At 47.8% G+C, this 13,081-nt stretch carries 12 protein-coding genes; 1 reads left to right on the top strand and 11 read right to left on the bottom strand.

What is annotated here, in order from left to right; genetic code table 11:
* The 8 genes from KJY73_RS04755 to KJY73_RS04720 form a co-directional block, all read right to left on the bottom strand.
* Positions 1-312, bottom strand: coding sequence for a hypothetical protein (locus KJY73_RS04755; RefSeq protein ID WP_214340775.1), 312 nt, complete (start codon positions 310-312; stop codon positions 1-3).
* Positions 309-740, bottom strand: coding sequence for a flagellar export chaperone FliS (gene fliS, locus KJY73_RS04750; RefSeq protein ID WP_206592679.1), 432 nt, complete (start codon positions 738-740; stop codon positions 309-311). Before fliS ends, KJY73_RS04755 begins: the two co-directional genes overlap by 4 nt.
* Before the next feature lie 2 nt (positions 741-742).
* The gene (gene fliD / locus KJY73_RS04745; protein WP_214340773.1) at positions 743-2,233 is read right to left on the bottom strand and encodes a flagellar filament capping protein FliD; all 1,491 of its coding nucleotides are present in this window, start codon (positions 2,231-2,233) and stop codon (positions 743-745) included.
* A gap of 14 nt (positions 2,234-2,247) precedes the next feature.
* A complete protein-coding gene (locus tag KJY73_RS04740; protein ID WP_214340771.1) occupies positions 2,248-2,673 on the bottom strand; it encodes a flagellar protein FlaG in 426 nt (141 codons plus the stop codon).
* Positions 2,674-2,735: 62 nt separating this feature from the next.
* Positions 2,736-3,572 (bottom strand): flagellin N-terminal helical domain-containing protein, encoded by an 837-nt coding sequence (locus tag KJY73_RS04735; protein WP_206592676.1) that lies wholly within the window; start codon positions 3,570-3,572, stop codon positions 2,736-2,738.
* 704 nt (positions 3,573-4,276) lie between these two features.
* Positions 4,277-5,110 carry a flagellin N-terminal helical domain-containing protein gene (locus KJY73_RS04730; RefSeq protein ID WP_214340769.1) on the bottom strand — a complete coding sequence of 278 codons (834 nt, stop codon included), beginning with the start codon at positions 5,108-5,110 and terminating at the stop codon, positions 4,277-4,279.
* A gap of 252 nt (positions 5,111-5,362) precedes the next feature.
* Positions 5,363-6,196 (bottom strand): flagellin N-terminal helical domain-containing protein, encoded by an 834-nt coding sequence (locus KJY73_RS04725; protein WP_206592674.1) that lies wholly within the window; start codon positions 6,194-6,196, stop codon positions 5,363-5,365.
* 378 nt (positions 6,197-6,574) lie between these two features.
* Positions 6,575-7,411, bottom strand: a complete 837-nt coding sequence (locus tag KJY73_RS04720; protein WP_214340767.1) for a flagellin N-terminal helical domain-containing protein — start codon at positions 7,409-7,411, stop codon at positions 6,575-6,577.
* A 257-nt stretch (positions 7,412-7,668) separates the two neighbouring features.
* On the opposite strand from KJY73_RS04720, the gene KJY73_RS04715 reads away from it, so the two are divergent.
* Positions 7,669-8,616: a hypothetical protein gene (locus tag KJY73_RS04715; RefSeq protein ID WP_214340765.1), complete on the top strand. Its 948-nt coding sequence runs from the start codon at positions 7,669-7,671 to the stop codon at positions 8,614-8,616.
* 23 nt (positions 8,617-8,639) lie between these two features.
* On the opposite strand, the gene flgL is transcribed toward KJY73_RS04715, so the two are convergent.
* The 3 genes from flgL to flgJ all read right to left on the bottom strand — a co-directional run bounded on the left by flgL (position 8,640) and on the right by flgJ (position 13,081).
* A complete protein-coding gene (gene flgL, locus KJY73_RS04710; protein WP_214340763.1) occupies positions 8,640-9,866 on the bottom strand; it encodes a flagellar hook-associated protein FlgL in 1,227 nt (408 codons plus the stop codon).
* Positions 9,867-9,878: 12 nt separating this feature from the next.
* Positions 9,879-12,032 (bottom strand): flagellar hook-associated protein FlgK, encoded by a 2,154-nt coding sequence (gene flgK, locus KJY73_RS04705; protein WP_232848392.1) that lies wholly within the window; start codon positions 12,030-12,032, stop codon positions 9,879-9,881.
* 125 nt (positions 12,033-12,157) lie between these two features.
* The gene (gene flgJ, locus KJY73_RS04700; protein WP_214340761.1) at positions 12,158-13,081 is read right to left on the bottom strand and encodes a flagellar assembly peptidoglycan hydrolase FlgJ; all 924 of its coding nucleotides are present in this window, start codon (positions 13,079-13,081) and stop codon (positions 12,158-12,160) included.

The raw sequence follows: 13,081 nt of genomic DNA, 5'->3' as shown, positions 1-13,081 counted from the left end.
TTACTTCTTGTATTTTTTTACGGCCTTCTTACCTCTCACCAACTGCGATAGCGCCATTTCTGCTTCTAAACGCATTGGTTCGATAACATCATTCAGATGCTGGTTACATGCCAACTCTGCTTGAAGAAAGGCTTTTTTTTCGTCGCCAGTCAGTTCTTCCTGGTGAGAAAAAATCAACGATTCACGGAGTTCGATAAGGCGGAGCAAGTCATCAATATCGGGGGATTCATGCAAAAGAAGCCCTATCAGGGCTTCACTATTTTCACGTAGAGCGGGAAACGAATAAGGATGATCCAAATTGATCTTTTTCACACTGCCGCTTGCTCTTTCTGCCGCCGGGTCTCATAGGCCTGCTGTTTAGCCGCTTCTGGTATTTCAGCCCAGGCAGTCTTAATGGGTAGCATCAGACTAATGACTTCATCCATAATCTTCAAGTTATTCTGCACGTTAGCATCAACTAAGCGCTGCAAAATATAGTCATATAGCGCGAAAAGGTTGTCAGAAATCTCGGATTGAATAGACAAGTCTAACGTATCACGCAAGTTCATCACGATGGCCCCAGCGCGCGACAAGTGCTCGGCTTTGGCTTCAAATTCACGACGTTCGATACAACCTTTAGCGAAGGCCATTCTATCCAACGCCCCTTGCATCAACATCAAGGTTAATTTGTGTGGATCTGCCTGGGCAATTTCCTGCTTAAGGTTGCCTTTTTTATACGCATTAATGCCTTTTAACGACATCATCATCCTCCCATCGAGCTCAGGGATGCGATCATAGCATTTCTGGTTTGATTTAATCGGGCCACGGTCATATCAAGGCCTAGATATTTTTTACGCAAATTTTGCTCAAAATCCATCATCTGTAAGTCAAGACGCTCCCGTTCAGTATAGATTTCTTCTCTTTGATCTTTGTAAGAATCTTCACGAGATCTCAGTAAACCACCAAATGTCGTGTACTCGTGCAGATAATCATAAATCCGGCTGGCAATACCGCTCTCTTCGTCAGTAAACAACTTGCCCACTTCATCAAAATGATCATCAAGGGCGCCCTTTAGTAAGTCTTCGCCTGAACCAATACCATACTCGTCATTGGCAGTAATCTGTAACTTACCTTCACGGTCAAATGATACGCCTAACTGAAATAGACTGCCCAATTCAGAGCCAGGAACACTGGACGCCACAATATTAGCAAGACCAGTACGGATATCTCTGGCCATAAAATCCCCCGCCAGCGGGCCATCTTCTTCTAGCTCTGAGGCACCGTATTTGGTCAGGGTTTTCATTTCATCGATCAAAGCGTTGTAATTATCAACAAAATCACGAACGAGCTTCTCAACCCCATCGGAGTCATAACCAATTTTAAGGGTAGATTCTTCGAAAACACCATTTGCGTCTTTGCTTGATAAGGCTTTGGCGTCGAAGCTGACATTTTCTATTACGTTTTCAAATTTATTGGTAGTGCTCTCTACTTCGATACCATCTATGGTCGCTTTTGCATTCTTTGCTTCATTGCCGACGGCAGGCGCGAGATAGGTAGCGGTTTCAGATGAGTCTGTAGTAGACACACGTTGCAAGTCGGCAATGTCATCATTATTAACGATGACCAAATCGTTACCTGCACCGGTTTTTTCTGAACTAAATACCAGTTTGGCACCACCGTCAGCGGTACCGGTATTAATAATGCTGGCTGTTACACCAAAGTTTTCTGATGCGTTGTTGACGGCATTGCGTAACTGCTGAAGTGTCATCCCCGCAGTAACATTGATATCAAAGCTGTCACTACCAACCTTAAAGGTCATGGACCCCGCGGTGTTACTCACCACATCACTACTGGAAGTGAAGCCACCACTGGCAGCACTGGCCGTTTCCAAACGACTACCGCTGGCAAGCTGGGTGATTGCAATCTTGTAGGAGCCGGTTACCGCAGAATTGGACGCCTCAGCACTGAACGCCCCCGTGTTTGCGCCATCTTCATCGTCACTGCTAGAACCGCCGGGATGATAGGCCGTAGCAGAACGCTGACCTAGCTGACTTTCTTTACGAAGGGCATTAACCGTATCTTTGAAGTCATCCATTTTTGACTTCAACGCACCTAAGCCGGATATCACGGCCTCAAGCTTTTCTTCTCTTTGATCGAGTCGGTCATACTTTGGCTTACGCTCCGATTCAAGCAACTGCTTGACCAGATCGTCAAGTGCCAGCCCCGATCCTACACCTAAAGATTGAATAGCCATGATAAACCTCTTAATTAAACGGCCTTGTTAAACAGCACCCCCACAGCTGCGCCGACATCAGACTGCAATTCGCGAATCCGCTCGGCTAGCTTTAATACCTCCTCAGAAGGTATCTGCCTGATAACAGTTCCAGATTCAGGGTCCGTTACTCTGATAACAGAGCGCCGACTATCTTCATCTACTGAAAAACTTAACTGACGATTGTGCGAAAAGACAAATTCCTTTACCTGTTCGACCGCCAACTCAACATCAGCTTCTTTGATATCGGCCACAACAGCACTTTCTTGAGTGATTTCCTGCTGTGATTGACGTTCCTGCTCACCAAGCTTTGTAGCCTCTTTACCATTCTGATCTTGCTTATCCACGAGGTTAGCCCGCGGTTGCAGCAAGGTATCAGGTCTAGCAAGACTCTGGCCACCTTGTGAAAAATCAACGTCCATTTTTCACCTCCACATGCTGAAATAGTGGCCGCCGACACCCATAGTGTAGCGGCCTTTACTAATTATCCCAACAGTGACAATGCCGACTGAGGACGCTGATTCGCCTGGCTCAGTACCGACAATGATGCCTGCTGAACAATCTGGTTACGAGTCAGCTCAGCCGTTTCAGTTGCAAAGTCAGTATCACGAATTCGTGAACGTGCACCGGCAATATTCTCAGAGATATTGCTCAGGTTACGAATCGTTGACTGGAAACGGTTTTGCAGCGCACCCAAGTCAGCACGAACGCCACCAATGGCGGAGATTGCGTCGTCAATGGTGCCCAATGCTTTAGATGCATCACCTACAGTTTTGACAGAAGTACTCGCCAAACCCAGACCTGTAGCACTAAAACCATTCACACCTAGATTGGTAGATGACAAGTTAACAGAAATTGTCTGACCACCGTTCGCACCTACCAGGAACGCTGCAGAATAGTTGCCCTGCAGCAAATCCACACCAGCAAACTGGGTAGTAGTAGCGATACGTGAAATTTCAGCTTTAAGCGCTGATACTTCTTTTTGCAGAGCAGCACGGTCAGCAGAACCGTTGATACCATTCTGTGATTGAACCGCCAACTGACGAATACGCTGCAGTGATGTAGTGATCTCTGATAGTGCACCTTCTGCAGTTTGGGTCAGAGAAATGGCATCGTTTGCATTTCTAACCGCCTGATTCAGGCCCTGAACCTGCGCAGTCATACGATCTGATATTTGCAGACCAGCCGCATCGTCAGCAGCCCTATTGATTCTGAAGCCAGAAGAGAGTCGCTCAAAAGACACTGAAAGTGCATTACCTGAATTAAACAACTGCCTTTGGGCGTTCAATGATGACACATTGGTGTTTACATATAGAGTCATAAAGATACCTCCTGAGAATCTATCCTGGTACCCTCATACCAGAGTAGATTCGCCTCATTTCAACCCATTTCTGGGCTGCCTCATGATTGAACATTGACGCCAGGTCAAAATTCAAAACTTAAATTACCCCTCAACTATAGGTATCGGCCGACTTTTGAGAGCCTTTAGGATTTTTTTTATTTTTTTAAAAAAAAGTTTCAACGCTTTGATTTAAAAAGATTAAAACCACTATAAGTAGTCACTACATGGAGGTTTTGGGAATAACTTTTTTGACTTGGGAGCAGGAGTAATATAGAAAACGCGTCAAATCCCCATAGTGAACATGGCTCTTTTTCGCAAAAAAAGCTAAGCAGCTAGAAATTATGGCATGGATGGTGCTAACAATATGCGTGGTTCTTTTATGGCTTGTCTGTTTTTTGACGACCATAAAAAAGCCGGGTCAGATGACCCGGCCAACTTGCTCAAGTTAGGAGAACGAGCAAATTCGGTTTCGGTCCGACTGCGGGTTAGAGAATGCAAACTGGCCTCTCAACCAAAACTACACTCTCAGTCCGTCAGTCGGCGTTTTCTTCCTTCCCCTACCCCAGCGAGCTGGGGTAGGGGGAACTTATACAGAATGATCCGTATAAGCTTTCAAGTTGGTAACCGCTTGGGCTACCTGGGTCGGCCTCTCATTTCCTACCCTCTCAAACACCTTTTTAAACTTAGCCCTGCAACAACTGTAATGCTGATTGTGGTCTTTGGTTTGCTTGTCCCAATACCGTTGTACTGGCCTGCTGGATGATCTGCCAGCGGGTGAGTTCTGCCGTCTCGACGGCAAAGTCTGTGTCTCGGATGCGCGATCTTGCCGCCGATACGTTTTCTGAAATATTACTCAGGTTACGAATCGTTGACTGGAAACGGTTTTGAATCGCACCCAAATCTGCGCGCTCACCACCAATGATAGATATAGCCATGTCTACTGAGCCCAATGCCCTCGATGCATCTGCGGCCGTGGCAACTGAGACATCATTACCCGCTCCGAACAACCCGGTGGGGGTAAATCCTCCGGGACGGGAAATATTTACACTAATAGTCTGGCCTGCGTTGGCACCAACCAGGAATACCGCTGAATAGGTTCCATCCAGTATATTCACTCCACCAAACTGTGATGTAACAGCAATTCGGCTGATTTCTTGCTTCAAAGCAGAAACTTCTTTTTGCAGCGCTAAACGGTCTGATGAGCTATTAATACCGTTTTGCGACTGGACCGCCAGTACTCGGATTCGCTGTAGTGCTGTGGTAATTTCCTGCATAGCCCCTTCAGCTGTCTGCGCCAGGGATATACCATCATTAGCATTACGCACGGCCATATTCAGCCCCATGATCTGGGATGTCATTCGGTCAGAAATCTGCAGACCTGCAGCATCATCTTTGGCGCTATTGATCCTAAAACCCGAAGACAGACGCTCAAAGGCAGTGTTTAAATTGCTACTGGAAGTAAACAACTGCCTCGTAGCATTTAATGACGATACGTTAGTACTTACATACAAGCTCATGATTTTCTCCTAACTTTGCGCCTGATATTGTTTTTTTTATATTTGGCTATGTACTTAAAAATTTTTGGCACGACATGTGCAATTATTTCTATGTAGTCAGGAAACTGACTCATGGCTTGCAGGTCCCTCAACCTGTAAATCATGTGAGTGAGCGAAAGCTCTGGCCGTTCTGACAGGTTTGATGGCCTACCTCAAACCTCTCACTACCTCCTGGCATCGAGCCTGTCAGTCGGCCACTATCCAATCCATCTATTATCCCTGCAGTAACTGTAAAGCCGACTGAGGTCTTTGATTGGCTTGGCCTAAGACTGTGGTACTGGCCTGTTGAATAATCTGCCAGCGGGTAAGTTCTGCCGTCTCAACGGCAAAGTCTGTGTCACGAATACGCGATCTTGCCGCCGATACGTTTTCAGAGATATTACTCAGGTTGCGTATGGTTGACTGAAAGCGGTTCTGAATGGCACCTAAGTCAGCACGCTCACCACCGATAGTGGAAATCGCCAGATCTACCAGGCCCAATGCGCGTGACGCCTCTGCTGCACTGGCTACAGATACATCATTTCCAGCACCGAACAGACCTGTAGGTGTAAAACCACCTGGACGTGAGATATTTACGCTGATGGTTTGGCCGGCGTTGGCACCTACCAAAAACACCGCGGAATAGGTTCCATCAAGAATATTCACTCCACCAAATTGCGAAGTGATTGCGATACGGCTGATCTCTTGTTTAAGTGCTGAGACTTCTTTTTGCAGCGCCAGTCGGTCAGCTGAGCTGTTGATACCGTTTTGAGACTGAACAGCCAATACCCGGATACGCTGCAGTGCTGTGGTAATCTCCTGCATTGCGCCTTCCGCAGTTTGTGCCAGAGATATACCATCATTGGCATTTCGTACTGCCATGTTCAATCCCATGACCTGAGAAGTCATACGATCTGAGATCTGTAGACCTGCCGCGTCATCTTTGGCGCTGTTAATCCTAAATCCCGAAGACAAGCGCTCAAAAGCGGTGTTCAGATTCATATTTGACGTGAATAACTGTCTAGTCGCGTTCAACGACGAGACGTTGGTGCTTACATATAGACTCATGTTTTTTCTCCTAACTTGATAAATATTCAAGCCAGACTTGTTATTTTTATTAGTTATCTGACTTTAGATAAGCCTATCTTTTTGTTTTTATTGGCTTATCCTGCATCTGAGCTGTTTTTATTTTTGTTACTCAGTGCTTATGCTTAGGTTATCGAGCAAATCGGATGAAAACTTTAGGAAAAAATTTAGAAACGCATAAAATCCCGAAAAACACTTGGTTTTTCAGGATGTTACTCTTACTACCGGAAGGGAAACAGACCGGGGTTTCCCCCGGTCAAATCGCTCTACGTTAGGAGAGATTGAGCGAAATCACGCATTGAACCAAGACCCATCGACACTACCTCCTGGCATCGGCTCAATGCTTATCTGCTTATCTGCTTATCCCAGCAACTGCAAGGCTGCCTGAGGACGCTGATTAGCCTGCGATAGCACCGTGGTGCTGGCTTGCTGGATAATCTGGTTGCGCGTCAGTTCAGCGGTCTCTGTTGCAAAGTCAGTATCACGAATCCGTGAACGGGCACCCGCCACGTTCTCAGAGATGTTGCTGAGGTTGCGAATGGTTGACTGGAAGCGGTTCTGTAAGGCACCCAGGTCAGCACGAATGCCTCCAATCGCAGAAATTGCGTCATCTATAGTGCCTAAGGCAGTAGAAGCACCGCCAATAGTTGCCACGCTGGTCGCAGCCAGACCCAAGCCTGTCGCGCTGAATCCGCCGATACCGAGCTTATTCGCTGACAGGTTAACAGAGATAGTCTGTCCAGCATTTGCACCGACCAGGAATGCCGCTGAGTAGCCGCCTTTCAGCAAATCAACACCAGCAAACTGAGTGGTTGTGGCAATACGTGAAATCTCAGATTTCAGCGCAGATACTTCTTTTTGCAGTGCAGCACGGTCAGCTGAGCTGTTGATACCATTTTGTGACTGTACCGCTAGCACACGGATACGCTGCAAAGAAGTAGTAATTTCTTGCAAAGCACCTTCAGCAGTTTGGGTCAGTGAAATTGCATCGTTAGCGTTACGCACAGCCTGATTCAACCCCTGGACTTGCGAGGTCATACGATCAGTGATCTGCAAGCCTGCGGCATCATCAGCAGCGCGGTTAATACGGAAACCAGAAGACAGACGCTCGAATGAGACATTCAATGCTGATCCGGAGTTGAACAATTGACGTTGCGCATTGATAGACGAAACGTTGGTGTTAACGTATAAGGACATAAACCTCTCCTACACTCTCAGTCCAGCAGTCGCTGGCATCCGGCTCACGCCGAAGGTTAAAAACACTTTAAGAACAATAACTTTGGTTAAAAAGTTAGTGTTACTGGCTCTCTCGCTTAAGGTTATCGACGCCCCGGCAAACTCCTTTAGAAAAATTTTGCCACCCCGGCAAAAAAGCGGAAAAAACTTGCCGCCTTTGCATTCCGAAACAACTTGCGTTTCAATAACTTTCTAGAAAATTGGGTTAGAAAAGAAAAATGCGTGAACAGTGGCAATCTTGTATATGGCAGCGAGCCCAACACAATGCGTTTACCGATTTATGCGAATTCAATGGCATGTTGGTGTGTAGTTTCCGGGAAGCGACCAACCATATCAGTCCAGATGGCGTAATCAGGCTGTTGTATTTGGATTTGCAGGGGAAGCTGATTCGTCATCAACAGGTAAACATGCCAGGGGCTGATCTTCGCGATCCAAAATTATCCCTGACACCAGATGGAAAACTGCTTTTGCTCGCCTATGCCAAGGTATACAACGGCCAACCAGAGCCTATGTATAGACAGGCCTACAGTTGGCAAACACCAGATGGAAAGAGTTGGTCAACAGCCAAGCCATTAGGCGACAAAAACTGGTGGTTGTGGCGTATACGATGGCACCAAGACAAGGCTTATGGCGTGGGTTACAACCGAGAAGCGCAGAACACCAGGTTGTACGCAGGCTTTCCACGCAGAACTTTTCAATGTATCGAACCGCACCTGTTCAGCCAGCGAAAACAACGAAAGGGTTATCCCAACGAAAGTGATATGTACTTTAGTGATGATGGTACAGCCCATGTTTTGCTGCGCCGAGACGCCGACAGCTGTACCGCCCAGTTTGGGGTATCCAAACCGCCTTATAGGCGCTGGACCTGGCACGATTTGGGTTTTTATCTGGGCGGACCAACCATGTTGAAACTGTCTAAAAACTACGTAATTCTGGCTGGACGAATCTGGCAACAACCTGGCCCAAAGACTGCACTGGTATTATTAGAGATAGCAACAATGAAACCCTCTTTGTTGCATGTTTTTCCCTCTGGTGGCGACACCAGCTACCCAGGCCTCGTCAAACGTGGCAAAGATTTGTATGTGAGTTACTACTCCAGCCACCAACAGAACAAAACCTGTATTTACCTTACAAAACTCACGCTAGATGACGTATTACTCAGTTGAGTCATGCGCCCTCCAGCGCGGCATTATCTTACATAATCAAACAGAGACAGGCTGGTTACCCGTGAAAATGTTGCCTGGGCTGCCTGCAGCGCCGTCTCCTGGCGACTAAGATCGGATACCGCCTTGGCATAGTCGACATCCTGAACCACAGATCGTGCTTCCTTGGTCGCAATTTCCAAATCCAGATTGGATTCATAAACCGCGCTCGACACATTTAATCGCCCCCCCACGCCGGAGGTAGCTGCACCTAAGGCATTTAAACCGTTGTCCATACCGATAATGGCATCATCTAAGGCAACCAGAAAATCCTGCTGGGGAATATCGGGATCATCCAGGGCAACAAAAAAATCATCTAATGTTTGCGCGAGATTTTTCTTTTCAGGCGGGTTCAATGAAAAGTCCAGGGTATCACCAGGCGCACCATCTATAGTGAACTGCAGTCCATTGAAAGTAAAAGGTTGCCCAGAGGTAAAATTAAAAGTGCCTAGATTGGCTCCCGTACCAACATTTGTCACCGTAACCTGATCGCCAGCCGGATTCACTTGGATCTGATAATCATTATTGGCGGGCGTAACCGCATCGTAATTCTGCTTGTGAAAGCGGTCCAAATCGTTCTGCTCACTGATTCTCATGGAAGCATCGGCAGCGGTAGTGGCAGTAACAGATGCCTTAAATCGGGCAAACACATCTTCAAACACGGATTTGCCTGAGTCATTTCCCTGAATTTGCACCGACGGAGACAATTGATAATTGGTTGTTCCTTCGTCGCCCTGAAAATAGTATTTATTGCCCGTCGCACTGGGGTCATACACAAAGGCCGGGGACTTAGATTGATAGCCGGCGAAAATATATTCACCTGCGGCATTTTTCGAATTCATCAGGTCAAACACCTGGTCGCGAATTTCCGCAATTTCCACACCAATAGCAGCCCGGCTTTCCGGCGTCATCGCTCCACTACCCGCCTGGATAGCCAATGTTCTCGCCTTCGTCACGGCTTCATTGATGTTGCGCATCACCGCTTCCTGCTCTTTCAAGGAGCCGGTTAATAATTCGTTGTTGCGCTGAAACTGTGTGATCTGATCGAGCTCTTCGGTCAGGCGAATTACCTTTGAAGCGCCCACAGGATCATCCGAGGGTCTGAGCAACTTTTTACCAGAAGACAAGCGCTGCTGAGTATCGGAGAGCTCTCCCTGCCCATTGAGAATATTGTTGATACCGCGGTCGAACAATTGACTGGTTGAAATTCTCATCCTGTTACCTCACTACCTTGCTGCACTTAGGATAGTATCGAATAGACTCTGTGCCGTGCTTAATATTCTTGCAGAAGCGGCATAAGCTTGTTGGAAACGAATCAAATTAGCCGCTTCTTCATCCAGACTGACTCCCGACACCGACTGAAACCAATCGGTAGATTGCTGAACCATCGCCTTAGCGGCTTTTAACTCAATATTGGCAGATGCTGCTTTTTCACCTACTGAACTGACGGTATCCGCATAAGCTCCATGAAAGGTTGTAGCATTCTGATCACTATAGGGTTTACTGGCATCTCGACGAACCGTATTGACATCCTGCAAGCCCGCCAAAGCAAGGCCGTTACGGTTATCATCCACACCGTCGGTATTGTAACCTATGGAGAAAGTATCGCCGGCTTTGGGTACGCCTTCCAAACTAATATCATAACCTGGGTAATCGGCCTGAGCCGGAGGGCTAAACGCCGCAGGCCAACCTGGCGTTCCCTTGGCTTGTTCAAGCAGATTGCGTAGATCCGCGGCACCGGTGACCGTAGTGATAACAGTACCCGCGCTATCCAATACTTCAAAAGTATCAGCGGCGGTAAAACGAATTTGCGTAGGAGCCCCCACACCACCACCAGGCGCTACTCCTGGGCCATGTAATCCACCTGCGCCGTCAAATGCAGATGTATTGGGATCAAAGGGCGCCGTATTATCTACATGGGTATTAGTCACCTCAGTTGATACCACGACTGCCGATCCCAGGTTGTTGATGCTACCTTCGGCTTTAATGGGAGAGGCAAAGGCCAAATCTTCACCACGCAGCACATCTACATCAATTTGCGACGCGGCGTTGCGCGTGGGTTGCAGTAAAAATCTGTCATCAACAGCATAAGCGCCACTGGGGAACTCTAGCTCCAGGCCATCGCCAATTTTGTTCCAGTTCCCCGCCCCTGTCACCAACGCATTGGCGCCAGAGAAGTTGTAAACAATAGGGTTGCCATTGGTATCCAGGGTTGGTGAACCGTCGGCATTAAATAGCTCGACCGTGGCATCCAAAGTCGGTGGTGCGCCAGCATTTACCGCGTTAATTGTAACTCGGTAGTCAGAGGTGGTTAGATGCTCAGCCTGGTTTTCTTCAACCCTACCGTTCATTAACAAGTTAGAGGAGGAGTTATCCTGATAGCCCAAAGCTTGAAACTCTGGCAGTTCAAACAACTTGGCACCCAGCTGGCCGTCGTAGTCCATACCCAACTGATTTTGTTCATTCATGGCATCAGCAAAGGCCAGTGCCAATTGACCAAGCTCACGTTGCTTAGGACCGAGCACCTCATCACGATAGGAAAACAGGCCGCCCATTTTCCCGCCCATATCGGTCTCGTCCACGCCAAGCGTCACGGGGGCGCTGGAAGCCACCAAAGTTAGCTTGCGACGTTGCGCATCGGGATCGCCACTAATTTGGAACAGGTTAAAAACTCCCGCTTCCATCACCAGCGCTTCGCCATTTTTGAGATGCACTAAGGTTGAACCATCGTCCATAGTGCGAGTTTCAATTGATACGATCTCAGACAGCTTTTGAATCGCCAAGTCCCGTTCATTTCGCAGTACACCGGCTTCCTGCTGGGTTGAAGCACTCTCCACATAGCGGATTTGATCATTCAGGGTAGAGATGGTCTTAATCAGATCATTGGCTTCCAAGGTCACACTTGCCAGTTCCTGATTGACGTCTTTTTCCATCTGTCGCATGTACTTAGCCAGGCTGGACATACGTTCCATCAACGAATTGGCTTCCCCCAATACCAAATCCCGGGACGCCAGATTGCCTGGTTCATCAATGGCTGTTTGCATAGAGGCAAAGAAACGACTGAGGCTGCCGGAAATGCTGTTTGCTTCGCTGGCCAGCATGTTGTCCAGTTGCGATATTTTGTCGTAGAACGCCTGAGCTTCCCCCAGTGTTGAAGTATCTCTGCGCAATTGGTTCTGTGCGAAAGTATTGAGTATGCGCTCTGTTGTGCCGCGCCCCACCCCTCCGGTTAACTCAGCAACGTAGGTGGTACGTTCACGCACAAAGCCTTCGGTATTCACGTTGGCAATGTTATTACCTGTGGTACGCAACATGTTGTTATGCGCATTGATTGCCGACGAGGCAATATTCAAAAGATCAGCGCTACGAATCAGGGTCATCGAAGTTCCCAATAAAGCTTGTGCGGAATCGACAACTTGGCAAGTGTCAATTCCTGATACCTTGGCAAATTAAAAGCAAAAATTACGCCAATATGAGATTTTAGGGTGGGCCGCCGCCATGAGAATCAAGGCAGACGATTAAGGACTTGTAAAATTTTATCGCTGTAGTTGGGGTCTGTGGCATAGCCGGCTTGTTGCAACGCATTGAAGTAATTGCGGCTATCCGCTGCTTGCTCAACGGCCTTGCTGTAGCGGGGGTTATCACGGACAAACTGCACATAATCTTGCATTGCATCCGCAAAAGATTCATATGCTCTGAACGCTGCTTTTTGAGGTTTAGCCACCCCCTGCTGATACTCTAGGGTACCCACCACAGCCTTATCACCCTGCCAGCGGCTATCCGCTTTGATGCCAAAGAGATTGTGACTGTTCTGTCCTGAGGACATATGGATCATCTGCTGACCCCAGCCAGTCTCCACGGCGGCTTGAGCCACTAATGCTTTGGGATCTAAGCCCAACTGTCTGGCCGCCTTTTCAGCATGTGGCAGCAAAGCGGCAACAAATTCCTCCGCATTAGCAAAAGCTGGCTGTTTATTGCCGGGCAAGCTAACCGGTCCTAATACGTTCTGCTGAATGTTCTCCAGCGCTTTAATCTGCTCACGGTTGATACTGGATAAGTTACCGTCATCACGTAATATGCTGGCAGGGGTATAGCCTTCAACATTTTGACCAAGCTGCTTTACGATAATATCGGCCAAACCCAGACTGCCGTTAGTGGCAAGGTCGGTAGCAAGCTGCTGGTCGTGCATATCCCGGTAAAACTTGACCTGCTGGGAGTTGAACGGACTATCTTCGTCAGCCAGCACATCCTGAGCATCGCGCATAGATTTCAGCATCATGCGCACAAAGATCGCTTCAAACTGTTTAGCAGCCTCGTCCAGTGCTTTGTCGTCTCCAGCCTGAGCCGCGCGGCGCAAATCATCCAAGCCCTTCAGGTCATGGACATTGCGCGACTGCTCGAGCTGTTTGATGGAAAAGTTCTGATCCAT

The organism is Bowmanella yangjiangensis (assembly GCF_018531185.1).
Taxonomy (GTDB): domain Bacteria; phylum Pseudomonadota; class Gammaproteobacteria; order Enterobacterales; family Alteromonadaceae; genus Bowmanella; species Bowmanella yangjiangensis.
Note: the sequence above shows the minus strand (reverse complement) of the source record. Positions and strands in the feature narration are given on the sequence as shown.